This is a genomic window from Acidovorax benzenivorans (assembly GCF_028680575.1).
Lineage (GTDB): Bacteria > Pseudomonadota > Gammaproteobacteria > Burkholderiales > Burkholderiaceae_C > Acidovorax > Acidovorax benzenivorans.
Genome location: NZ_JAPCKI010000019.1, coordinates 71,441 through 93,054 on the forward strand (window position 1 = coordinate 71,441; position 21,614 = coordinate 93,054).

At 66.2% G+C, this 21,614-nt stretch carries 22 protein-coding genes; 15 read left to right on the forward strand and 7 right to left on the reverse strand.

The features are described from left to right. Window positions 1–11: 11 nt before the first annotated feature. The 3 genes from OIN59_RS22215 to OIN59_RS22225 all read right to left on the reverse strand — a co-directional run bounded on the left by OIN59_RS22215 (window position 12) and on the right by OIN59_RS22225 (window position 3,847). Window positions 12–923, reverse strand: a complete 912-nt coding sequence (locus OIN59_RS22215) for a ribose-phosphate diphosphokinase (RefSeq protein ID WP_274113951.1) — start codon at window positions 921–923, stop codon at window positions 12–14. A 2-nt stretch (window positions 924–925) separates the two neighbouring features. Continuing rightward, window positions 926–2,455 (reverse strand): thymidine phosphorylase family protein, encoded by a 1,530-nt coding sequence (locus OIN59_RS22220; protein WP_274114018.1) that lies wholly within the window; start codon window positions 2,453–2,455, stop codon window positions 926–928. A gap of 222 nt (window positions 2,456–2,677) precedes the next feature. Next, complete coding sequence (locus OIN59_RS22225; RefSeq protein ID WP_407655132.1) at window positions 2,678–3,847, reverse strand: PQQ-dependent sugar dehydrogenase; 1,170 nt, start codon at window positions 3,845–3,847, stop codon at window positions 2,678–2,680. Between the two features lie 195 nt (window positions 3,848–4,042). Here OIN59_RS22225 and OIN59_RS22230 point away from each other — a divergent pair, with 195 nt between their 5' ends. After that, a complete protein-coding gene (locus OIN59_RS22230) occupies window positions 4,043–4,630 on the forward strand; it encodes a C40 family peptidase (RefSeq protein ID WP_274113955.1) in 588 nt (195 codons plus the stop codon). A gap of 37 nt (window positions 4,631–4,667) precedes the next feature. Here OIN59_RS22230 and OIN59_RS22235 read toward each other — a convergent pair whose 3' ends face one another. Continuing rightward, a complete protein-coding gene (locus OIN59_RS22235) occupies window positions 4,668–5,093 on the reverse strand; it encodes a hypothetical protein (protein ID WP_274113957.1) in 426 nt (141 codons plus the stop codon). A 196-nt stretch (window positions 5,094–5,289) separates the two neighbouring features. Here OIN59_RS22235 and OIN59_RS22240 point away from each other — a divergent pair, with 196 nt between their 5' ends. The 3 genes from OIN59_RS22240 to OIN59_RS22250 all read left to right on the forward strand — a co-directional run bounded on the left by OIN59_RS22240 (window position 5,290) and on the right by OIN59_RS22250 (window position 6,896). Further along, entirely contained in the window at window positions 5,290–5,991 is a 702-nt protein-coding gene (locus OIN59_RS22240) for an adenylate/guanylate cyclase domain-containing protein (protein WP_274113959.1), read from the forward strand. 55 nt (window positions 5,992–6,046) lie between these two features. Beyond that, complete coding sequence (locus OIN59_RS22245) at window positions 6,047–6,298, forward strand: GlsB/YeaQ/YmgE family stress response membrane protein (RefSeq protein ID WP_274113961.1); 252 nt, start codon at window positions 6,047–6,049, stop codon at window positions 6,296–6,298. Between the two features lie 82 nt (window positions 6,299–6,380). Continuing rightward, window positions 6,381–6,896: a hypothetical protein gene (locus tag OIN59_RS22250; RefSeq protein ID WP_274113963.1), complete on the forward strand. Its 516-nt coding sequence runs from the start codon at window positions 6,381–6,383 to the stop codon at window positions 6,894–6,896. Between the two features lie 81 nt (window positions 6,897–6,977). On the opposite strand, the gene OIN59_RS22255 is transcribed toward OIN59_RS22250, so the two are convergent. From OIN59_RS22255 to OIN59_RS22265, 3 genes are all read right to left on the reverse strand, one after another. After that, entirely contained in the window at window positions 6,978–8,657 is a 1,680-nt protein-coding gene (locus OIN59_RS22255) for a DUF6351 family protein (RefSeq protein WP_274113965.1), read from the reverse strand. Between the two features lie 195 nt (window positions 8,658–8,852). Further along, window positions 8,853–9,890, reverse strand: a complete 1,038-nt coding sequence (locus tag OIN59_RS22260; RefSeq protein WP_274113967.1) for a Bug family tripartite tricarboxylate transporter substrate binding protein — start codon at window positions 9,888–9,890, stop codon at window positions 8,853–8,855. Between the two features lie 71 nt (window positions 9,891–9,961). Next, a complete protein-coding gene (locus tag OIN59_RS22265; RefSeq protein WP_274113969.1) occupies window positions 9,962–10,438 on the reverse strand; it encodes a DUF3237 domain-containing protein in 477 nt (158 codons plus the stop codon). A 177-nt stretch (window positions 10,439–10,615) separates the two neighbouring features. On the opposite strand from OIN59_RS22265, the gene OIN59_RS22270 reads away from it, so the two are divergent. The 11 genes from OIN59_RS22270 (at window position 10,616) to OIN59_RS22320 (ending at window position 21,607) form a co-directional block, all read left to right on the forward strand. Beyond that, on the forward strand, window positions 10,616–11,476 hold the full coding sequence (locus OIN59_RS22270) for a helix-turn-helix transcriptional regulator (protein WP_274113971.1): 861 nt from the start codon (window positions 10,616–10,618) through the stop codon (window positions 11,474–11,476). A gap of 126 nt (window positions 11,477–11,602) precedes the next feature. Continuing rightward, window positions 11,603–11,860 carry a PepSY domain-containing protein gene (locus OIN59_RS22275; RefSeq protein ID WP_274113972.1) on the forward strand — a complete coding sequence of 86 codons (258 nt, stop codon included), beginning with the start codon at window positions 11,603–11,605 and terminating at the stop codon, window positions 11,858–11,860. Between the two features lie 56 nt (window positions 11,861–11,916). Continuing rightward, on the forward strand, window positions 11,917–12,462 hold the full coding sequence (locus tag OIN59_RS22280; protein WP_274113973.1) for a cytochrome b/b6 domain-containing protein: 546 nt from the start codon (window positions 11,917–11,919) through the stop codon (window positions 12,460–12,462). A 14-nt stretch (window positions 12,463–12,476) separates the two neighbouring features. Further along, the gene (locus tag OIN59_RS22285) at window positions 12,477–13,166 is read left to right on the forward strand and encodes a response regulator (protein WP_274113975.1); all 690 of its coding nucleotides are present in this window, start codon (window positions 12,477–12,479) and stop codon (window positions 13,164–13,166) included. A 16-nt stretch (window positions 13,167–13,182) separates the two neighbouring features. Continuing rightward, window positions 13,183–14,499, forward strand: a complete 1,317-nt coding sequence (locus OIN59_RS22290; RefSeq protein ID WP_274113977.1) for a sensor histidine kinase — start codon at window positions 13,183–13,185, stop codon at window positions 14,497–14,499. Window positions 14,500–14,550: 51 nt separating this feature from the next. Then, entirely contained in the window at window positions 14,551–15,273 is a 723-nt protein-coding gene (locus OIN59_RS22295; protein WP_274113979.1) for a hypothetical protein, read from the forward strand. A gap of 42 nt (window positions 15,274–15,315) precedes the next feature. Continuing rightward, complete coding sequence (locus OIN59_RS22300) at window positions 15,316–18,141, forward strand: DEAD/DEAH box helicase (RefSeq protein ID WP_274113981.1); 2,826 nt, start codon at window positions 15,316–15,318, stop codon at window positions 18,139–18,141. A gap of 220 nt (window positions 18,142–18,361) precedes the next feature. After that, window positions 18,362–19,495, forward strand: a complete 1,134-nt coding sequence (gene ada / locus OIN59_RS22305; RefSeq protein ID WP_274114020.1) for a bifunctional DNA-binding transcriptional regulator/O6-methylguanine-DNA methyltransferase Ada — start codon at window positions 18,362–18,364, stop codon at window positions 19,493–19,495. After that, window positions 19,492–20,247 (forward strand): 2OG-Fe(II) oxygenase, encoded by a 756-nt coding sequence (locus OIN59_RS22310; protein WP_274113983.1) that lies wholly within the window; start codon window positions 19,492–19,494, stop codon window positions 20,245–20,247. Before ada ends, OIN59_RS22310 begins: the two co-directional genes overlap by 4 nt. 19 nt (window positions 20,248–20,266) lie before the next feature. Continuing rightward, window positions 20,267–20,920 carry a DNA oxidative demethylase AlkB gene (alkB, locus tag OIN59_RS22315; protein ID WP_274113985.1) on the forward strand — a complete coding sequence of 218 codons (654 nt, stop codon included), beginning with the start codon at window positions 20,267–20,269 and terminating at the stop codon, window positions 20,918–20,920. Window positions 20,921–21,154: 234 nt separating this feature from the next. Next, window positions 21,155–21,607 carry an EVE domain-containing protein gene (locus tag OIN59_RS22320; RefSeq protein ID WP_274114022.1) on the forward strand — a complete coding sequence of 151 codons (453 nt, stop codon included), beginning with the start codon at window positions 21,155–21,157 and terminating at the stop codon, window positions 21,605–21,607. The last annotated feature ends 7 nt before the right edge of the window (window positions 21,608–21,614 follow it).

Below are 21,614 nucleotides of genomic sequence, written 5' to 3' on the forward strand. Positions count from 1 at the left end.
GCCCGGGGTTTTCAGCCGCGAAGCACGGACTGCAGCGCCTTGGCCAGCGGCTCTGCCATGGGCACCGCGTTGCTGGGGTGAGGAATGCAGTCCGTGCTCCAGACCTCGCCCACACCCGCGTCGCGCAGTACCTGCAGCGCATCGCCCGCAAACAGCGCGTGCGTCACGGCCACATCCACCGATGCAGCACCCGCCTGCAGCAGCAGCCGCGCGGCCAATGCCAGCGTGCAGCCGGTGCTGGCCATATCGTCCAGCAGCACCACCGCCCTCCCCTGGGCGTTGAGTGCGGGCAGTTCAATCGCCACATCGCGGTCGCCATGGCGCACCTTGGTGCAGACGGCATGGTCAAAGCCGTGGCGGGCGGCGGCCTGGGCGATCCACTGGGCGGATTCGCCGTCCGGCCCTACCAGCAGCGCATTCGGCCGGCGCTCAGCGATCAGGTCGGCCAACGGCTCGGCGCCGCTGAGCACCACGGTCTGCGGCACGGGGATGGCCTGCTCCAGCCGGTCAATGCGGTGCAGGTGCGGGTCCACAGTGATCACTGCGTCAAACAGCCCGGCCAGGAACCCGCCCACCACCTGCTGGCTCACGGCCTCGCCGGGGTAGAAGGCAATGTCCTGCCGCATATAGGCCAGGTACGGCGCTACCAGCGTGAGCTGCTGCACGCCCAGGCTGCGGGCCGTGCGCGCGGCCAGCAGCAGCTCCACCAGCTTTTCGTTGGGCTGGTGCAGGCTGCGCAGCAGCACGGCGTGTCTTGGCAGGCGCCCTGCGGCATCCACGGGCAGGCGCAGCTTGAGTTCTCCGTCAGGGAAACGGTGACGTTCGATGGCCTGGGCGTTGAGGCCCGCAGCCTGCGCCAGGCGCAGCGCAGGCGCAGCTTCGTCGTCGAAATACAGCAACCAGGTGGCTTCAGGCGGGGCCATGGTCAAAACTCCACAAACACACGCGGCACCTCGTCGGCCGTGCCCAAGCGGTAGCCGCTGCCCTGCTCACACGCATGGCGCGCAAACTCCAGGTCGGCCGGGTAGCTGGCGTGCACGCGGTACAGCAAGTCCCCGGCAGCCACGGTGTCGCCCAGCTTGTGCATCAAGTCCACCCCGGCGCCCGGCACCTTGGGGGCCCCTGCCAGTCGGGCCACGCGGGCGATCTGGTAGTTGTCGATGCCCGCCACCACGCCGCTGGAGGGCGCCACCACGTCGAGCGTGAGGGCTCCTAGCGCCGGGTGGTTGTGGTCAAACCCCGTGCTTCCCTGGGCGGCGATGATGGCGTTCATGCGCGCCAGCGCCCGGCCAGAGTCGAGGATGTCGCGCGCAATGGCATAGCCGTCGCCGCCACGCACATCGGGGTCGCATTCAATCAGGCGCCCGGCCAGGCGTAGCGCCTTTTGGCGCAGGTCGTCCGGCGCACGTGGGTCGTTTTGCAGCACGCGCATCACGTCGCGTGCCTCCAGCACCGGGCCCACACCGTTGCCCACGGGCTGGCGGCCGTCGGTGATGACCACGTCCAGCGACAGGCCCATGCGCCGCGCCACATATTCAAACAGGCGACGCAGGCGCTGCGCCTCGGGCATGGATCGCACCTTAGCCGTGGGGCCGATGGGAATGTCCAGCACCAGGTGTGTGGCGCCCGCCGCCACCTTTTTGGACAGGATGGACGCCACCATCTGCCCGGCCGAGTCGATCGACAGAGGCCGTTCCACCGAGATCAGCACATCGTCGGCGGGCGACAGGTTGGCCGTGCCGCCCCAGGCCAGGCAGCCCCGGTAATCGCGCACGATGTCGGCCAGCTGCTCCAGCGGCAGCTCCACCTTGGCCAGCACCTCCATGGTGTCGGCCGTGCCAGCGGGGGATGTGATGGCGCGCGACGATGTCTTGGGGCACAACATGCCGTGCGCTGCGACGATGGGCACGACCAGCATGGTGGTTCGGTTGCCCGGAATGCCGCCAATGCAGTGTTTGTCGACCACCAGCGGCTCGTGCCAGTCCAGGCGCCTGCCGCTGGTCACCATGGCATCGGTCAGGAAGAAAACCTCCTCGCGGTCCAGCTCGCTCTGGTGGCAGGCCACCACAAAGGCCGTGAGTTCGATCTTGGAATAGCGGTGGTCGGCAATGTCCCGCACGATGGCGCCAAAGTCCTCGCGCGTGAGGCGTTCGCTGGCAATCTTGCGAAACAGCGCACCCATGGACTCGGGCGGCTCGGCCTGCGCCACCGACACGGTGTGGCCATTCTCCACAGCCAGTTGCGCAAACGCATCTTCCGACAGGCCCAGCTCGTGGCAACCCACGATGGCAGGGTCGTCCACCACGTTCACCGTGGCCAGGATGCGGCGGCCATTGGCGCGCACTTCGATCTTGGACAGGGCCTGGAAGCCCTCGGCCCGGTACACGGCGCAGTCGCGGTTCAGGTAAGCGACGTTTTCGCGCCAGGTGTCGATGGCGACGCGGCGCAGGGCCAGCTGGGACCGGGGCGGCGTGCCCGCCGGGTCCACGGGGGCTGCGTGCGCGCCAGCGTCGGGCACGGGAGGTACAGAGATGGCGGCAGGGGAAGGGGAAGTCGGCTCGGCGTGCATCGCACCAGCCTATACCGAAAATGTCCGCCCACACTCCGGGATCTCCCCGTGCGTCGGCGTGGCAGTGCAAATCTCTCGGCTTGCTTGACTTGCGTCAATTAAAACCTGTCACATCGCACCGGGTTGCAGTCGCAGCAAACGCCCCTGCGGGCTGTCCGTCAGCAGGTACAGCAGGCCATCCGGCCCCTGTCGCACATCCCGGATGCGCTCGCCATTGCCCTGCAACAGCCGTTCCTCTTTTTGTATCTTGCCGCCAGCCACCTCCAACCGGTGCAGGGTGCCGAACTTGAGCGATCCGACAAACAAGCTGCCCCGCCACGCCGAGCCATAACGCGTGCTGGTCAAAAACGCCATCCCTGAGGGGGCGATGGACGGCGTCCAATGGTGCAGCGGCTGCTCCATGCCCGCGCGGGCTGTGCCCTCGCCCATCTTTCCGCCGCCGTAGTTCTCGCCATAGGTAATGACGGGCCAGCCGTAGTTGCGCCCCGGCTGGGGCAGATTGATTTCGTCACCGCCCTGCGGGCCATGTTCGTGTATCCACAGTTTGCCGTCGGGGCCGATCGTGGCGCCCTGGGGGTTGCGGTGGCCGTAGCTCCAGATCTCGGGCAAGGCGCCGGGTTGCTTGGCATACGGGTTGTCGGGCGGTACGGCCCCGTCGGGGGTGATGCGAATGACCTTGCCGTGGTGGTTGTCGAGCTTTTGGGCATCGTCCTTGCGGTGGTAGCGCTCGCCCAGCGCCACAAACAGGTTGCCGTCGCTGGCCTGGGCTATGCGGCAGCCAAAATGCAGCGCGCTCTCCACCTTGGGCCGCTGGCTGAAGATGACGCGCACCTCCTGCAGGCTGCTGGCGTCGGCCGACAGGGTGGCGCGCGCCACCGCCGTGCTGTTGCCTGCCGCGCCACCCGATGCGGGCTCGGCAAAACAGAAGTAGATGCGGCGGTTGCGGGCAAAGTCGTTGTCGGTCACCACGTCCAGCAGGCCGCCCTGCCCGCCTGCCGCCACTTGCGGCACTCCCGCCAGCGCAGGCCTCACCTGTCCCGTCGCGCTGACCACGCGCAGGCGGCCCGGCCGCTCGGTCACCAAAAACTGGCCGCCCGGCAAAAAAGCCACCGCCCACGGATGGACCAGGCCGCTGGCTACGGGCACCAGCGACACGGCGGGTGCGGGCGCGGGTGCGCTTTGGGCCTGGGTCACTGCGTGCGCACCAGACACTATCAAAAATATAGCTAACAGCGCTTTGTGCACTAGCGCCACCTGCCGATTTGGTGTCCAACCCATGCTGTCAAGCTCCTCATGGCCCGTGGCCTTGCATCCGGTGGCACCAGGGGCGGTGCAAAGCCGGTCTGGCGCGCATCTTGCATGCTGCTTTCGCACGAGAAAACGCCGGGCCAATCGATTTATCTGAATCAAATCAACAGCTTGCAAAAACGCTTATTTTTTATAAATAACCATACCGTGTTACCCTTCGCCCCCATGTCCAGATGGTTTTGCATCCTCATCCTTGCCTGCGCCACCGCTGCGCACGCTGCGCCCCAGGGCACCAATTCTGACGATATGGACCGCTTGCTCGCGGACAAAGGGCTGCTCACCCGACTCGAAGACGTGAGCCACAAGGTGGCTGACAAGGCCCAGACCGTGGCAGGCCGCGCGGGTGATCTGGTGGTCAACGCCATGGGCTTTTTGGGCGTGCCCTACAAGCGTGGCGGCAACAGTGCAGAGACCGGCTTTGACTGCAGCGGCTTTGTGCGCGCGATCTACGAGCAGACCGTGGGCCTTCTCCTGCCCCGCCGTGCCGATCAGCAGGCAGCCGCCACCCAGGTCATCGACAAAAAAGAACTGCAACCCGGCGATCTGGTGTTCTTCAACACCATGCGCCGCAATTTCAGCCACGTGGGCATCTACGTGGGGGACGGCAAGTTCATCCACTCGCCCCGCAGCGGCTCCGAGATCCGCGTGGAAGACATGGGCGTGGCCTACTGGGCCCGCCGCTTCAACGGCGCACGCCGTGTGACGCCGGGTGAGGGTGTCGACAGCGCCCAGGCAGCCCAGACGCAGAAATAAACCGGTGATCACTGGGGGCTCCGCGCCCCCATTTGAATCAGGGCTTGATCACATACTCCGTCTCGGTGCTGCGAATCGGGCCGCCGCTGATATTGACCGGACCCGCCGACGGGTCGCCCCGCAACAGGGCCTTGGCGGCTGTCATATCGGCTTGGTAACGAGCCCGGGCCTCGGACTCGCAGGCCTTGCGCTCCACGCCGGGCATTGCCCGGCACTCTTCCAGACTCACCTTGAGCCCGCCCCCCGCTTCGCGGATGGCCGACTGGTAACGTTGTTGCGGCGTGGTGTCGGGCACCGCACCGCGCGCCAGGGATGCGTCGTCGCTTTGAGCGTGTGCGGCGGTGGGCAGCACCAGCGCACCGCCCAAGGCCAGCGCTGCAACCAGAAGGCCTGCAGGTCGTGCGAAGAAACGGTTCCACGTGTGTCGCTGCGGCCTGGGGGCCGTAGCAGCGGAAAGGGTCATCAATGGGGTAATTGGGGCCGTGAACATTTTGGGTACACCTTTCTGTCTGTGATTGCGTAGGCTGCGCTGGCAGTGCGAGGCGCATTGCGCACACCGGGCCAGCCCATGGGATGAACCACTTTAGTCCTGCATCGCACCCGCATCGCGCCAGCATGTGCCGCGCTACCATGTCGGACACCACCCACAGGGCGTTGCCATGCACCACACCTCCGCACAGCCAACCGACGCCACGACAGCGCACGACAAGGGCTATCTCAGGCGCCTGCTGTCAGAGCGCAACCAAACCCCCACCAGCGACACTGGGGCAATTGACGCAGCCATTGAACAGGCGTTTGTGCGCAGTGTCGCCATCCTGGTGCTGGACATGTGCGGCTTCTCGCGCATCACCCAGCGCCACGGCATCATTCATTTTCTGGCGATGATCCACCAGATGGAGCAGGCAGCACGCCCGGCCATCGAAGGCAATGGCGGCGAGGTCATCAAGCAGGAGGCCGACAACCTGTTTGCAGTGTTCGCCACGCCCGAGCAGGCCCTGGAGGCTGCCCTGGACACCCTGCGCGCCCTGAGCGCCATGAACACCGTGCTGCCGCCCGAGCGGGCGCTGAACGTGAGCGCAGGCATTGGCTTTGGCCCCACCCTGGTGATTGCACGCGAAGACCTGTTTGGCCCGGAGATGAACTGCGCTTGCAAGCTGGGCGAAGACATTGCCGCGGCCAACGAGATCCTGCTCACCCAAGCCGCCTGCGCCAGCCTGCCTGCGGGCCGCTATGTCTGTGCCCGCACCGACCACCAGATATCAGGGATGGACCTGCAGGCGCACCGGTTTGAGCGATGCCTTTTTGAGCGCCCCTTGCACCCACTGGTCGCTGACAGAGGGCATTGTCCGACAGCCATTTGACTGTCTAATCTGTAAGGTGGCTTTATCGTTTAAATCAACTACGAAGGGAAATAACATGTTGTCATTGCTGGGGATGCTGCTGATTGGTTTGGTGGTGGGGTTGATCGCCCGTGCCGTCAAGCCCGGAGACGACAAACTGGGCTGGATCATGACGGCGCTGCTGGGTGTAGCAGGCTCGTTTTTGGCCAGCTATGTGGGCATTGCAATGGGCTGGTATGCGCAGGGTGACAGCGCTGGCTGGATTGCCTCGGTGGTGGGCGCTATCGCTCTGCTGGTGGTGTACAGCCTGGTCAAAGGCAAATCCTGATCGGCGCCTGCGCCCGCAGAACCGTCCGCCACCTGTTTGTTGACGTTTGTTGACGTTTGTTGAATCACACACTGTCACCATCATGCCCACCTCATTGCAAATGGCCGCTGGAGACCCTGAGCTGGCTGCGGCCGTGCGCCGCGCGCGCAAGCTGCTGCACCGGCGTGCCGTGGTGGCGGCGGCGGCCAGCGTGGTGCCCGTGCCAGGGCTGGACTGGGCCGTCGATGCCGCCCTGCTCTCCCGCCTGATCCCACAGATCAATACCGAATTCGGCCTATCGGCCGAACAGATCGACCAGTTGGATCCGAAAAAGCGGGAGCAGGTGCAAAAGGCGGTGGGCCTGGTGGGGTCTGTGCTCATCGGCAAGCTGATCACCCGCGAACTGGTCATCCGCGCCACGCAAACGGTGGGTTTGCGCCTGAGCACCAAGCAAGTGGCCAAATATGTACCTCTGGCGGGCCAGGCCATTGCGGCCACCATTGGCTACGCCACGCTGCGCTATCTGGGCGAGCAGCATCTGCGCGACTGCATCCGCGTGGTGCAACAGGCTCAGCTGCGATTGCCGCCACCGATGGCCCCTTCAGTGGTCAGGCACTGACCCATAAAGATGAGGCGGCTGACAGCAAAAAGGGCCCAATAGGCCCTTTTTGCTTCGTTGCGGCGCTTTGCCGACTGCACGTCAGCTGGCTGAGCAGACAAAACTGCTGGCATCTTCCACGCTGCCCGAGCCCTTGTACTTGGCAAACTGCGGGTAGGGGCACAGGGGCCGCGTGCGGTTGGGAAAGTCGGTGTTGGTGGGCAGCGCCTTGGCCGCAATGCTCTGCGGGGCGACGCCCTTCTCCACCCAATCCACCATGGTCTGGATCGAGTCGAAGTTGTCGGTGGCCGGGCCACCCGAGCAGTGGTTCATGCCGGGCACCAGGAAGGTCCGCGCAAAGTTCTGCGTGGCCGCCACACCGCCGTTATTGGCAGACAGCCGCTCGTAGTAGTCCCCCGTGTCAAACGCCGAGAAGATCGGGTCGGACATGCCGTGGATGAACAACAGCTTGCCGCCGCGCTGCTTGTAAGCCGCCAATTTGTCGTCGGCATAGGTGTCGTAGATGGCCGAATACGCCGCCATGCGTGCAGGGTCGGTGTCAAAGTTGAAGGCCAGCGGGTTGAACGAAAGGTCAGGCGGCGTGAAGAACTCATTGACCAGCGCATCCACCATCAGCGTGATGTAGCGCGCATCGGGCGTGGCGGTGGTCGAGTTGCCCAACGTCCACGACCGCCAGCCGGGCGCCGCCAGCCCGGCATCCCAAGGCTGGCCGGTGTACAGCGCCTTGCCCGCAGAGTTGCGAGGGCCAGCGAAAACGCTCTTGAGCGCGCCCACCTGGGCGGACGACAGGCAACTGTCGGTCTTGCCGCCACTGCATTGCAGCACGGAGGGGTCAAACGCCTTGCAGGCGTTGACGTTCTGGGCCAGGCCGTCCACCACGCCGTCGGCGGCGTCGCAACTGGCATTGACGGCGTTGGCCACCAGCTTCAGGTCGGTGCTGCTGAAGGCCTTCGAGAGAATGCGGTTGCCAGTGGCGTCTTGTGGCGCAATAGTGTTGAACTGAATGGTGTTCCACATGGCGGCCACGGTGGCGCCGCTGGACACCCGCATGGCGGGGGCCCCGGCGGTGATGCCGTCGAAATAGTCCGGGAACCGCTGCGAAAACATCATGCCCTGGCGCCCGCCGCCCGAGCAGCCCGAGAAGTACGAGTAGTCCGGCTTGCGGCCATAGCGCGTGCTGATGAGCGACTTGGAGGCCACGGCCGTCTTGTCGTAAGCGTTGTAGGCATGGTCGATGCGCGCCTGCGGGTCTGCCCCGAAGCTGGCGCTGGTGCCTGTGTGGCCCGCATCGGTGGACACCACCGCAAAGCCCTGCCCCAGGGGCGACGGTGTGCCACCCGAAATGCTGGAGCTAAGCGAGGTGTCGCGCAGGATGCCGTCGTTGCCGCCCCCGCCGATGAACAGAAAGCGCCCGTTCCAGCGGTCGGGCAGGCTCAACTGAAAACCGATCGCATAGTTCTTGCCATCCACACCCACACGCGGGTTGATGGCGCCCGTAACCACGCAATGCCCTGGCAAAAAGTCGCCCGTGGCAGCACCGCCGGGGCGGCGTGTGCCGGGTGGCACATAGCTGGTGCTCAGCGTGGTGCTGCTGAGCTGTGCGTTGGTGCTCAAGGCAGCACAGGCCGCCGCCGGGTTGGCACTCTCGGTCGCCAGCACGGCGTTGCCGCCGCCGCAGGCGCTGAGCAACAGCGGTAGCAGCATCGCGGCAGGCAGCGCGGCACGATGTACGGTAGGGGTATCCAATGGCAGAGATGGCATGGTGGGTCTCCTGGGTTGATCGTTCTTGTGGGGGGCTAAGCAATGGGCCCAGCGCTGCCCTGCGACAGCCGCTTGGGTGTCGCTGAGCGGGTAGTGCTGCGTTCCTCAGGGGGGGCGAAGGGCGCTACCCCTCCCGCATTGCCCAGCAATGCGAGCGAAGGGGAAGCCCCCCGGCGCTGCCGGGGTTTTTGCGAATCAGTCGGCCTTGAAGCCCGTGGCGGCCACGGCCTTGCCCCAGGTCACCGTGTCGGCCGCGATGATGCGGGCGAACTCTTCGCGGGTGGTGCCCGTCACGCGAAAGCCCGCCTCTTCGAGCTTGGCCTTGCCTTCGGGCGATTGCACGGCCTTCATCACATCGGCCTGCAGGCGCGCCAGGATGTCGGGCGGCGTCTTGCCGGGCGCCACGATGCCGAACCACGAGTTGAACTCCAGGCTGGGGTAGCCCTGCTCCTTGATGGTGGGCACATCGGGCAGCGCGTTGGACCGGGTGCCGCCTGTGGTGCCCAGCGCCGCCAGCTTGCCCGCCTTCACGTTGGGCGCTGCCAGGCCCACGCTGGCAAACACACCCTGCACATCGCCACTGAACAGGCCGCCCAGTGCATCGGTGGTGTTTTTGTAGTGCACGGGCTCGGGTTTGAGCTTGACGGCCTCGCCAAACATGAAGGCGCCAAAGTGCCCCGGCGTACCCGCGCCAAAAGTGGCCAGGAACAGGCCCTTTTGCTGCTGGGTCCAGGCCACGAAGTCCTTCACATTGCGTGACGGCACCTTTTGCGGGTTGACCAGCAACGCAAAGTCGGCGGTGACCACCTGGCTGACGGGTGCAAAGTCTTTTTGCGGGTCATAAGGCAGCTTGTTGTAGCTGCTGGGGGCAATGCTGAGCTGGCCGGTTTCGCCCAGCATCAGCGTGTAGCCATCGGGGGTGGCGCGCGCGGCCTCGGTCGCGGCGATCAGGCCGCCGGCTCCGGGCTTGTTGTCCACGATCACGCCCAGGTTGCCCCAGCCCTCCGACAGCTTTTGCGCCAGCAGCCGCGCCACGATGTCAGGCCCCGTGCCCGCCGGAAAGCCCACGATGATGCGCACCGGTTTGTTGGGGTAGCCCGCCGTCTGCGCCAGCGCGCCGGTCGCTGGCGCGAGGCCCGCCACCACCGTGGCCGCCAGGCAGACGCTGCGCAGGGCATGGCGACGAGAGAACCTGCGAGAGAGACTGCGGGTGAGTGTGGAAAAAGAGGTCATGGCAAGGTCTCCAGGGTGTTGTTGTGTGCTGTCGGTCATCAAGAAAAAAGAAATGCAGGGCTGCGGCGCGGCTACATCAGCTCCCAGAAGCGCATGGCCACGGCGTCGGGAAATCGCGCCCCGGTGCCCGTGAACATGCGCTCCCCAACCCAGCGCAGAGCGGGCGACGCCGTTTCGAACTGGGGGCTGCAGCGAAAGTAGATCTGCGCCGGGTCCACCACTTCGCCACGCAGCAGGCGGGCCATCAGCTCGGGCGGACCAGACCGCACAGCGCGGTTCTGCACGTAAACCAGGTCACCACCGTCCGTCTCCAGCGTGTAGCGGGCATCCAGCTCGGCCAGGGTGTCGCTCACGATGAGCTGAAAGTCCGCCCCACCCGGCATCACCCTCGCCTGCCAGCCATCGCCTTTGGCCAGCCCGCCCGTGATGGGGATCAGTCGCCGCAGGCCGTGCACGGTACGGCCTACCTCTTGCGGCGCGCCCACCTCCACGCGCAAATCGGCAAAAAATCTCAAGCGGGGTTCCATCAAGGGCACGGGTTCGGTCATGGGCTTCATCTTTCGGGTGTCTGACAAGGGGCGGCGAACACAAGGGCTGCATTCGGGCTGCACGCGCCCACCGGCTTGCGTTGGTTGCACCTAGCGTAAATCCCGTGGTGCTTGACCCGTGTCATCCCTGAAGATGACAGCAATGACCAAGCCCACCCGGCACAACCCGCGCAACCCATGAGGCACTGGCTCCCTGCAAGCACCCTCGGAGGCGGCGTCGCGCCCACCCCCAACCTCACGGGCTCTGCCTTGGGCGCCATGGTTCACCAACTGGGCGATGACGGGTTTGCCTGCGGCATGCTGCAAGAACTGGCGCCTGTGCTGCCCGCCGCATCGTGGTCGGTGTACCGCACGGGGAACCATTGCAAACCCACGCTGTTCATGTCGGCCAGCCACGGCATTCCTGACACCACGCAGGACTGCTGGTGGGCCTACCTGTCGGGCCCCTACCGCACCGACCGCACCTGGGGGCGCTCGCTGGACGAAGCCGCGCCCCCCGAATCACCCACCCAGTTGTGCCACTTGACGGCACGCGAGGTGGACGCAGAACACCGCGCCCGCGTGTACGAGGCCCATGGCGTGGCAGAGCGGGTGTCGGTGGTCGAACACGAGAGCGATGGCTCCGTCTTTGCCGTCAACTTCTACCGCCATCAGCACCAAACGCCGTTCCAGGACCGGCAGATCAGCGACTTTGAAGGCATGGCCCCGGTGCTGCTGGCGCTGACCCGCAAACACATCGCCCTGGCCCAGCGCCCTGGCGCACTGCCGCTGCCCCTCCCGGCAACAACACACGCGGCGCAATCTCTGCTGTCCCACAGCCTGCCCGCGCTGCGCGAGCGCCTGCTGCGCGCCCACGCGGGGCTGACCGAGCGCGAGCTGGACGTATGCGCCCGCCTGCTGCAAGGCATGACCCAGGAGGGCATTGCCTGCGACCTGGGCCTGAGCCTGCCCACCGTCAAGACCTACCGCAACCGCGCGTTCAGCCGCATGGGCATTCACTTTCGCAACGAGCTGTTTGCCCAAGTATTGAGCATGTGAGGCCCACTGAGCGCGGCGCTTGGTGAGCCCCTGGGATGCTTCATCCCCCCTTAATGTTGGCCGCGTCCAATGCAGTTTGTGGGCAGTCAGTCCACATGCTCCAAATCAATGACACCAACATTCACCATGAAACTGCATATCGCCGCCCTTGTTCTCGCCCTTGGTTCTACCGCTGCATTTGCGGGCCCCTCCTGCAATGTTCCAGAAGAAAAATGGATGAAAGAGGCCGATTTCAAGACCGGGCTCGAAAAACAGGGCTACCAGATCCGGACCTTCAAGGTCAGCAAAGGCAAGTGCTACGAAATCTATGGCCTGGACAAAGCGAGCAAGAAGGTAGAGATCTATTTCGACCCCGCCACCGGCGCTGAAATCGAGCGCAAGTAAGCCTCAGCCAGCGCCCCAATCCCAGTCCTGCCTCTCGCCAGCACCCCGAGTTGTCCATGAAACCTGTCCCTCTCCACCCCCCTTTTGCCGCCACCAAGGTGTGGGACCCGTTTGTCCGCATTTTTCACTGGAGCCTGGTGAGCTGCGTGATCCTGAACCAGTTTGTACTGGAGCCTGGAGAAACAGCGCACGAGTGGGTGGGCTACACCGCCAGCGCCCTGGTCCTGGCACGCCTGCTCTGGGGCTTTGTAGGCAGCCGGCACGCGCGGTTCAGCGATTTTTTCCCCACCCCTCACAAGCTGGCAAGGCACCTGGGTGCGTTTCGCAATGGCGAGCATCCGGTCTACCTGGGCCACAACCCCCTCGGGGCGCTGATGATGCTGGCCTTGATGGCCATCGTTCTGGCCCTGGGCATGACGGGGTGGCTGCAAACCACCGACACATTCTTCGGCGAAGAATGGCTGATGGAGTTGCACGAAGTGCTGGCCAATGGACTGCTGTTGGCGGCTGGGCTGCACGCTGCGGCGGCCATCGTGATGGGACGGCTGGAGCGGGTGCGCCTGGTGCGGGCCATGGTCACCGGTACCAAGCAGCACTTTTGAGGGACCGGGCTCATATGCGACTGTTGCTGCTGGAAGACGATCAAACCTTGGGCGAAGGGTTGCGGGACTTCCTGCAGCACGACGGCTATCTGGTGGACTGGTGTACCACCCTGGGGCAGGCCCGGGGCCTGGTGACGGAGCCCTACGACGCTTGGCTGCTGGACTGGAACCTGCCCGATGGCTCCGCGCTGGACTGGCTGCGCAGCCTGCGGGCCAAGGGAGCCAAAACACCGGCCCTGGTACTCACTGCGCGCGACATGCTCAGTGACCGCATCCATGGCCTCGACAGCGGGGCCGACGATTTCCTGGTCAAGCCCTTTGCACCCGAGGAGCTGTGCGCCCGGCTGCGCGCACTGTCCCGCCGCATGGCAGGTGGCGCGCCCTGCAAGACGTTTGGCGCGGTGGATGTGCTGCTGGCCGACAAAGAAGTGCGGCTGCACGGCCAACGGGTGGAACTGACCGCCCGTGAATGGGCGGTGCTGGAGGCGCTGGTGTTGCGCGCGGGGCGCTCGGTGTCGGCGTCTGACCTGGAAGCCCTGGTGCTGGGGCTGGACAGCGAACTGGCCAGCAACGCGCTGCAGGTGCACATCTTCCATCTGCGCAGCAAACTGGGCAAGGGCCTGATCCAGACGGTGCGCGGCATGGGCTACCGCATCGAGGCACCGCCGATCAAGCCAGTTTCCGCACCGGTTTTCCAAGGGTAGGCACATGGACCTGCGCATGACCCACCCCAAACCACCGTCCATCCGGGGGCGGCTCGTCCAATCGCTGCTGTGGATCTCCATCGCATTCGGCCTGTTGACCTCTGTGGTGGTCTGGTACGTGATCGCCCATGAGATGAGCGAACTCATGGACCAGGAACTGCGCGAGGCCGCCGAGATTTTCCACAGTGTTATGGCCATCCAGCCCGATCTGGGCACCAACGGCCAAAGCGCCACCAAACACTTTGACTACGAGGAACACCTGGTCTGGCAAGTGGTGGACGCACCTTCAGGCCGCGTCCAAAGCCGCTCACACAAGGCCCCCGAGCAGGCCTTGCAGAGCGCGCCTACCGAGGTGATCGCTTGGACGCAAGACGGACAATGGCGCACGTTCACGTCGGTTTTCAGCCAGCGCCCCGAGCAGTTTCTGGTAGTGGCACAAAGCCGCAAAGAGCGGGACGAAGTGAATGGCGAAGTGGTTTGGTACACGCTGATGGCCGCGCTGTCCATGAGCCTGCTGTCGGCCCTGCTGATGAACTGGCGGATTCGGCAGGAGCTTCGCCCGCTGGCAGCTCTGGGCCAAGGCGTACAACACTACGACCCCCTTCGCCCCGACACCGCGCCCAAGACCGCACCGAGGCAGGAGCTGCTCCCCATCGAGCAGGCTATTGGCGACCTGGGGCACCGGCTGGCGCAGCGGATCATCAGCGAACGCGCGTTCACCTCCCATGCGGCCCACGCCCTGCGCACACCCGTGGCGGGCATCGACGTGCAACTGGCCCTGGCGATCCAGGAGGCGCCCGAATCGATCCGACCGCGTCTGGTACGCGCACGAAACGCTGCGGGCCGACTGGGCCGGGTCATGCAGGCGCTGCTGATGATGTTTCGCAGCGGCATGGAGCCACAGCGCCAGGAGGTTGACCTGCGTCAGCTCATCGATGCGCTGGCGTTTCATGACATGGCCATCGCCATCCACCAGACCACCCCGGTGAACGCCGACCCTGATCTGCTGGCCGCAGCGTTGCTGAACCTGCTGGACAACTCGCACCGTTTCAACGCCCACCAGGTCACCATCACTGCGCTGCAGGAGGGCGCAGACACCGTGTTGCGCGTTCAGGACGACGGCGATGGCTGCCAACCCCACACCAAAGCCCGTTTGCAGCAATCGCTGCAGCAGCAGGCCTATGGCGAAGGCAGCGCCATGCGCGGCCTGGGGTTGGTGCTGGCGGACCTGGTAGCCCGTGCACACGGTGGCTACACCCTGCTGCCAGACTGTGCAACGGGCTTTTCCATTGAGCTGCACTGGCCTGCCGCCCCACCGGCTTCTGCCGCCTGACGGTGCACCAGCCCCTCCAAGATCCCTTGAAATGACCATGAAGAGAAACTCATGAAACGCGCGCCAAAACCGACCAAACCCTTGCAGGTTGCGCCGCTGTGTATCGCACTGTCCAGCCTGGCGGGCGCGCTGCACGTTCATGCAGAAGCGCCCATGCACACCGACGACGCGGGCACGCTGACCCAAGGCGCCATGAAGCTTGAAGGCGTCTTCAGCCGCGACGACAAGACCCGAGGTGCCGAGCTGCTCTTTGGCGCTGGCGTTGCCCCCCAGCTGGAGATGGAGGTGTCGCTGGCGCATGCCAAAGACACGGCCATGAACCCTTCCACCACCGTCCACAGGCGTGGCTGGGGGGTGAAGTGGGTGCCCATCCAGAACGAAACAGGCTGGTCGGTGGGTGCGCGGTTCGACATGGGCCACTCCCGCGTTCGCGACCACGCCACCCCACAGCGCTTTACCGACCGCGAAACCGCCCTCACAGCGTTGGCCAGCTACCGGCTGGCCAACGCACAGGTGTTGCACCTCAATGCAGGCCACAAAATCTTCAGGGCACAAGGCACCCGCCACCGCGCGGCCACCTGGGCCATGGGGTATGAAATCCCGCTCACCGAACCACTGCAACTCACGTCCGAGGTCTACGGCGAACAAAGGTCGCGCCCGGACAAGGCCGTGGGCTTGCGCTATGCGATCACCGACGGGCTGAAGGCATCTGCCGCCGTGGGCCGCGGCAATGGGCGCACGTTCAGCCAGGTGGGCATGGCCTGGGAGTTTTAGGCGCCGTCCGGGACGCGGCCGCCACGGCACAATCGGCGGCCTATGTCTGCACCCGGTGCCCGCCCCACAGAACCCACCCCGCCCCGCTCTGACCGAGCGGCGTTGGTACAGGCCTGGGTGCAGGCCCTGCGTACCCAGGCCGGGCCCGCCCAGTTGCAGGCGCTGGCGCCCCTGAGCGATGCGGAAGCCGCGCGCGTGATGGCGCTGCTGCGCAACGAGGCGCCTCATGTTTCGCCCCGCCCCGACTACCCTGCACCTGAAAGCGCCCACAGCCCTGGCATAACCACCGGCCACTTCCGCCCCCGCATCACCCTGATGACCCTGGGCCGGGGCGACGGCCTGCTGGGCATGGCGCCCCAGGGCAAGCTGGGCCCGCGCGGCGACAGCGTGACGCTGGTGCAGATGGACTGGACCTACCGCACTGACGATGGCGTCCACTGGCAGACGCCCGCGCCCACCTCCATCCTCAACGCGCGCCCCGCCCCGGTGCAAGACCTGTTCGACACGGGCGGCCCGGTGGTACGCATGCAGCGCAACCTGGCGGCTGAATCCGACGCCATGGACCGCGTGTGGGACCTGGGACTGATCCCCGTGGACGCCAACAAGCTGCAATGGCGCCACCGCGCCGCAGCCACCACGCTGGGCCCCGTGTGGACCCTGGCGCAGGAGGCGCACTTTGGCGACTTCTGGGCCGAGCAAATCCCCCAGCTACGCGCCGAGGGCTGGAGCGTGGTGGTGCACCCCGGCTTTGCGCACGAAAGCGTGCCCGTGTTGCGCTGGAAGCTGCACATCGCCCCCGACACCGGCGAGCTGCTGGGCAAGGAAGTGGACGGCCCGCTGGCCGCGCGCGAACGCCCCGTGCAAAAGCTCATGCTGCCCGAGCGCGAAGGCGCCTGGCTGCTGAGCCTGGGCATCGAGATCGACGGCGAAACGCTGGACCTGGCCCCCATGCTGGCCGACCTGTTGCGTCGCGACGTGCGCTGGCTCAACGCCCGGCAGATGGCCGCCATTGACGACATCGCCATCATTTCGCTGCGCGCCCCGGGCGGCAAGCGTATCGATGCGCCTGCCGGGCCGCTCAAGGCCATCATCGGCGCGATGGTGGACCTGCTGACCGACCCGACCCGTAACCAGCGCAAGGACGGCGATCCGCTGCACCTGGGCGCGTGGGAGGCCCGCCGCATCGAAGCCCTGCGCGCCGGGCTGGTGTTGGCCCACCGCGTGGGTACGGTCAATGGTTGGAACAACGACTGGCAATTGCAGGGCGATGCGGGGCTGGCGCAGTTGACCAAGCGCCTGCGCACCATCGGCACGCCCCAGCCGGTGGCTGCACCGCAGGGACTTCAGGTGCAACTGCGCCCCTATCAACTGGAGGGCCTGGCCTGGCTGCAGTACCTGCGCGCGCAGGGCCTGGGCGGCATATTGGCCGACGACATGGGCCTGGGTAAAACCGCGCAGGCGCTGGCCCATGTGCTGGCCGAAAAGGAGGCCGGGCGGCTGAAGCGCCCAGCGCTGGTGGTGCTGCCCACCTCGTTGCTCTTCAACTGGCAGGCCGAGGCCGCGCGCATGGCGCCCAGCCTGCGGGTGCTGGCCCTGCATGGCGCAGGCCGTGGCCAGCGCTACCTGCACATGGCCGACCACGACCTGGTGCTGACCACCTACCCGCTGCTGTGGCGCGATGTGGAGGCGCTGGCCGCGCAGCCGTTCCATCTGCTGATCCTGGACGAGGCCCAGATGGTGAAAAACGCAGGCAGCCGGAGCGCCCGTGCACTGCGCAAGCTGCAGGCCCCGCACCTGCTGTGCCTGACGGGCACACCGCTCGAAAACCACCTGGGCGAGCTGTGGGCGCAGTTCGACTTTTTGATGCCCGGCTTTCTGGGCGATGTGCGCAGCTTCAATGCCCGCTGGCGCAAGCCCATCGAGGAAAACGGCGAAACCCTGCGCGCCCAGTTGCTGTCGCAGCGCGTGCGCCCCTTCATCCTGCGCCGCCGCAAGCAGGACGTGGCGACAGAACTGCCACCGCGCACCGAAGTCATCCAGCGCGTGCAACTGCAAGGCAAACAGCGCGAGCTGTACGAGGCCGTGCGCACCACGGCCGACAAGCAGGTGCGCCGCGCGCTGGAGCGCCAGAGCTTTGACGGCGCGCAGATCACCATCCTCGACGCCCTGCTCAAGCTGCGCCAGGTCTGCTGCGACCCGCGCCTCGTCAAAGGGACCACGAAGACTGCGCAAACGATGGAGCGCGCCAAACTCGAACTGCTGGCCGACCTACTGCCCGCCCTGGTCGATGAAGGCCGCCGCGTGCTGGTGTTCTCGCAGTTCACCGAAATGCTGGGCCTGGCAGCCGAGATGCTCGACACCCTGGCCCTGCCCTACCTCACCCTCACGGGCCAGACACCGCCCCGCCAGCGTGGCGCGGTGGTGCGGCAGTTCCAGGCGCAGGACGAGACCAGCGCCCCCATCCTGCTCGTCAGCCTCAAGGCCGGTGGCCTGGGCCTCAACTTGACGGCCGCCGACACCGTGGTCCACCTCGACCCCTGGTGGAACCCTGCCGTGGAAGAACAGGCCACCGCCCGCGCCCACCGCATCGGGCAGGACCAGCCGGTGTTTGTCTACAAGCTGGTGGTGGAAGGCAGCATCGAAGAGCGCATGCTGGAGCTGCAAGCCCGCAAGGCTGCCTTGGCCCAGGGCGTGCTGGGCCACGACGCAGAGGGCGCGGTCAAGTTCAGCGAGGCCGACCTGCACGCCCTGCTGGCGCCTTTGAGCGAGCCAGCCAACAACCCGCTGGGCATACCGGGCGAAGACGCGCTGCGCTGGGGCGGCACCGGCAAGCGGCGGCCCCGGCCCCTGCAGCCGCCTGAACTTTAGTTTTTGAGCCTTTTTGGCCTGTAGCGCATATGAATCATGCGCCGACAGCTATCAATAAATGAGCAAATAGTTGAAAAAGGGCCCGCGTGTAAAAAGCGCAGAATTCAAAAGCAAGCTTCGGAGTGCGCCCCACGGCCTCCGTCCCTAGAGTGCATGGCATCGCAACCCACCTTGTGAGCCATGCACCATGATGAATCTGAACGCTCTTCCCCACAGCGCCATGCCGACCCGCTATATCCCCTCTACCAAGGCCGCGCAGGCCGCCGCCACCCAGGCCGACCCGCGCTGGGCCGCAGTGGTGGCACGCAGCGCGGCGTCGGATGAAACCTTCTGGTATTCGGTGCAGACCACGGGCGTGTACTGCCGCCCCAGTTGCGCGTCGCGCACGCCCCGGCCCGAGAACGTGCGTTTTCATGCCAGTTGCGATGATGCCGAGCGCGCCGGGTTTCGCCCCTGCCAGCGTTGCAAGCCACGCCAGGCCACCCCGTTGTCGCACCATGCGGCATGGGTCACCGAGGCCTGCCGCATCATCGAGACAGCCTCGCCCGGAGAAGCCCCCACGCTCGATGCACTCGCTGCCCGGCTGGGGCTGAGTGCCTCGCACCTGCACCGCGTCTTCAAGCAGGCCACGGGCCTCACGCCCAAGGCCTACGCGGTGGCCCAGCGTGCCCACCGGCTGCGCAGCGCGCTCGACAGCCAGCCCACGGCCTCGGTGACCGATGCCATCTACGGCGCGGGCTACCAGTCCAGCAGCCGGTTTTATGAACAGTCGGCCCAGGTGCTGGGCATGCGGCCCAGCCACTACCGGGCACGCGGTGCAACGCAGGACATTCGCTTTGCCATCGGCCAGTGCTCGCTGGGTGCCATTCTGGTGGCGCAGAGCGACCGGGGCATCTGCGCGATTCTGCTGGGTGACGACCCCGAGGCGCTGCTGCGCGAGCTGCAGGACCGGTTTGCGCAGGCCCACCTGATCGGCGGCGATGCCGCGTTTGAAGCCCTGGTGGCGCAGGTGGTGGCGTTTGTCGAGGCGCCGAGCCTGGGGCTGAACCTGCCGCTGGATGTGCGTGGCACTGCGTTCCAGCAGCGGGTGTGGCGGGTGCTGCAGGCCATCCCGGTCGGGCAGACCGCCAGCTATGCCGAGGTAGCCCAGCGCATCGGTGCCCCAGCCGCCGTGCGTGCTGTGGCGCAGGCCTGTGCGGCCAACGCGCTGGCGGTGGCCATCCCTTGCCACCGGGTGGTGAAAAGCGATGGTGCGCTGTCGGGCTACCGCTGGGGCGTGGAGCGCAAACGGGCACTATTGACGCGCGAATCCGCCACGGAAACCACCCAACCGCTGGTGGAGAAGGTTGCATGAGCGCGGCGGCACTTTCCACCCCATCCACCACCACAGATGGGGTTTGGACCCAGCGCGCGGCCGCCATCGACTGGCATGCCGCCACCGAGGCCCTGCACCAGCAAGGCAACGCGGTGCTGCCCCACCTGCTGAGCGCTCCCGAATGCACCGCGCTGGCCCGGATGTACGGCAACGCGGATGAGGCCACCTTTCGCAGCCGTGTAGTGATGCAACGCCATGGGTTTGGCCAGGGGGAATACCGGTATTTCAGCTACCCGCTTCCCACCCTGGTGGCCGCGCTGCGCGATTCGCTGTACCCGCATCTGGCCCCCATAGCCAACCAGTGGAATACGGCCATGGATATTGACGTGCGCTACCCCGCTCGGCATGCCGACTTCATTGCCCGCTGCCACGCCGCCGGCCAGGTGCGCCCCACCCCGCTGCTGCTGCAGTACACCGCTGGCGACTACAACTGCCTGCACCAGGACCTGTATGGCGAGCATGTCTTCCCGCTGCAGGTGGCCGTCCTGCTGTCGGAGCCCGGCAGCGACTTCACAGGGGGCGAATTTGTGCTGACTGAGCAGCGCCCCCGCATGCAGTCGCGGGCCGAGGTGGTGCCGCTGCGCCAGGGTGATGCCGTGGTGTTTGCCGTGCACCACCGCCCGGTGCAAGGCGCGCGCGGGCCTTACCGTGTGCAGATGCGCCATGGTGTGAGCCGGTTGCGCAACGGGCAGCGGCACACGCTGGGCATCATCTTTCATGATGCTGAATGATGCTCCGAGTGTTACTGGCATGAGCCTCAGCCTGTTCGACGACCCGCCCCAGCCCGCCCAGCCGCCCGAAGTGCTGGAGCCCGGCGCCATGGTGCTGCGCGGTTTTGCGCTAAGGCAGGCCGCAGACTTGCTGGCTGCTGTGCAGCAGATCACATCCCAGGCGCCCTTCAGGCATCTCGTCACGCCCGGTGGCCTGCGCATGTCGGTGGCCATGACCAATTGCGGCGAGCTAGGCTGGGTCAGTGACCGCAGCGGTTACCGCTATGACCCCATCGACCCCGACAGCGGCCAGGCCTGGCCCGCCATGCCGCCGCTGTTTCACCAACTGGCGCTCGACGCTGCGCAAGCAGCGGGCTTCTCCGGCTTTGCGCCCGATGCCTGCTTGGTCAACCGCTATGCGCCCGGCACGCGGCTGTCGCTGCATCAGGACCGCGACGAAGGCAACTATGCGCACCCCATCGTGTCGGTGTCGCTGGGTATTCCAGCCCTGTTCCTGTGGGGCGGCGCGCAGCGGGCTGACAAAACCCGGCGCATTGCGTTGCTGCATGGCGATGTAGTGGTCTGGGGCGGGCCCGCGCGGTTGCGCTTTCATGGGGTGCTGCCTTTGCCAGAGGCACGCCACCCGCTGACGAGTACGTCCCGCATCAACCTCACCTTTCGCAAGGCGGGTTGATCGCCTGACTTGCGCGGTGTTACCGGTGCCAGCGCGAGGCATGGGCCACACGCTGAGCAGCACCATGCCCACCCCACTGGGCACACCGCAATGCGCCCAGCCAGCGTCGCCCCCCTCTGGGAGATCACAAACAGGCTCTGACAGAATGCGCCCATGGCCTCTGCCCCATACCCCTCACGCCCCTCGCCGGTTCACGCTGCCGTCCCCACGGGCCGCCCCGCCCAGTTCTGGCTCATGAAATCCGAGCCCGAGGAATGCTCCATCGACGACGCCCTGGCCGCATCCAATGCCACAGTGCCCTGGACTGGCGTGCGCAACTACCAGGCCCGCAACTTCATGCGCGATGCGATGCAGGTGGGCGACGGGGTGTTGTTCTACCACTCGAGTTGCCCCGAACCCGGCATTGCAGGCCTGGCCCGCGTGGCCAGTGGCACCCGCGCCGACCCCACGCAGTTCGACCCCGCGTCGCCCTATCACGACCCCAAGTCCACCCCGGATACCCCCCGCTGGCTGCTGCTGGATGTGCAGGCGCTGCGCAAAACACGGCTCATCAGCCTGGCCGAGCTGCGCGCACACCCGGCTCTGGCCGACATGCGGGTGCTGCAAAAAGGCAGCCGCCTGTCCATCACACCGGTAGAGCCGTCGGAGTGGGCATACATCACCGCGGTGTTGATGCAGGGCGGCTGACACCCGT

What these genes read in the sequence shown, in the direction of transcription:
- OIN59_RS22300 (WP_274113981.1), top strand. Translation starts at nt 15,316, where the DNA reads ATGTCTGCACCCGGTGCCCGCCCCACAGAACCCACCCCGCCCCGCTCT.
- OIN59_RS22235 (WP_274113957.1), bottom strand. Translation starts at nt 5,093, where the DNA reads ATGACCCTTTCCGCTGCTACGGCCCCCAGGCCGCAGCGACACACGTGG.
- OIN59_RS22320 (WP_274114022.1), top strand. Translation starts at nt 21,155, where the DNA reads ATGAAATCCGAGCCCGAGGAATGCTCCATCGACGACGCCCTGGCCGCA.
- OIN59_RS22280 (WP_274113973.1), top strand. Translation starts at nt 11,917, where the DNA reads ATGAAACCTGTCCCTCTCCACCCCCCTTTTGCCGCCACCAAGGTGTGG.
- OIN59_RS22275 (WP_274113972.1), top strand. Translation starts at nt 11,603, where the DNA reads ATGAAACTGCATATCGCCGCCCTTGTTCTCGCCCTTGGTTCTACCGCT.
- OIN59_RS22295 (WP_274113979.1), top strand. Translation starts at nt 14,551, where the DNA reads ATGAAACGCGCGCCAAAACCGACCAAACCCTTGCAGGTTGCGCCGCTG.
- OIN59_RS22250 (WP_274113963.1), top strand. Translation starts at nt 6,381, where the DNA reads ATGCCCACCTCATTGCAAATGGCCGCTGGAGACCCTGAGCTGGCTGCG.
- OIN59_RS22290 (WP_274113977.1), top strand. Translation starts at nt 13,183, where the DNA reads ATGACCCACCCCAAACCACCGTCCATCCGGGGGCGGCTCGTCCAATCG.
- OIN59_RS22310 (WP_274113983.1), top strand. Translation starts at nt 19,492, where the DNA reads ATGAGCGCGGCGGCACTTTCCACCCCATCCACCACCACAGATGGGGTT.
- ada (WP_274114020.1), top strand. Translation starts at nt 18,362, where the DNA reads ATGCCGACCCGCTATATCCCCTCTACCAAGGCCGCGCAGGCCGCCGCC.
- OIN59_RS22225 (WP_407655132.1), bottom strand. Translation starts at nt 3,847, where the DNA reads ATGGGTTGGACACCAAATCGGCAGGTGGCGCTAGTGCACAAAGCGCTG.
- OIN59_RS22260 (WP_274113967.1), bottom strand. Translation starts at nt 9,890, where the DNA reads ATGACCTCTTTTTCCACACTCACCCGCAGTCTCTCTCGCAGGTTCTCT.
- alkB (WP_274113985.1), top strand. Translation starts at nt 20,267, where the DNA reads ATGAGCCTCAGCCTGTTCGACGACCCGCCCCAGCCCGCCCAGCCGCCC.
- OIN59_RS22240 (WP_274113959.1), top strand. Translation starts at nt 5,290, where the DNA reads ATGCACCACACCTCCGCACAGCCAACCGACGCCACGACAGCGCACGAC.
- OIN59_RS22215 (WP_274113951.1), bottom strand. Translation starts at nt 923, where the DNA reads ATGGCCCCGCCTGAAGCCACCTGGTTGCTGTATTTCGACGACGAAGCT.
- OIN59_RS22285 (WP_274113975.1), top strand. Translation starts at nt 12,477, where the DNA reads ATGCGACTGTTGCTGCTGGAAGACGATCAAACCTTGGGCGAAGGGTTG.
- OIN59_RS22255 (WP_274113965.1), bottom strand. Translation starts at nt 8,657, where the DNA reads ATGCCATCTCTGCCATTGGATACCCCTACCGTACATCGTGCCGCGCTG.
- OIN59_RS22270 (WP_274113971.1), top strand. Translation starts at nt 10,616, where the DNA reads ATGAGGCACTGGCTCCCTGCAAGCACCCTCGGAGGCGGCGTCGCGCCC.
- OIN59_RS22245 (WP_274113961.1), top strand. Translation starts at nt 6,047, where the DNA reads ATGTTGTCATTGCTGGGGATGCTGCTGATTGGTTTGGTGGTGGGGTTG.
- OIN59_RS22265 (WP_274113969.1), bottom strand. Translation starts at nt 10,438, where the DNA reads ATGACCGAACCCGTGCCCTTGATGGAACCCCGCTTGAGATTTTTTGCC.
- OIN59_RS22230 (WP_274113955.1), top strand. Translation starts at nt 4,043, where the DNA reads ATGTCCAGATGGTTTTGCATCCTCATCCTTGCCTGCGCCACCGCTGCG.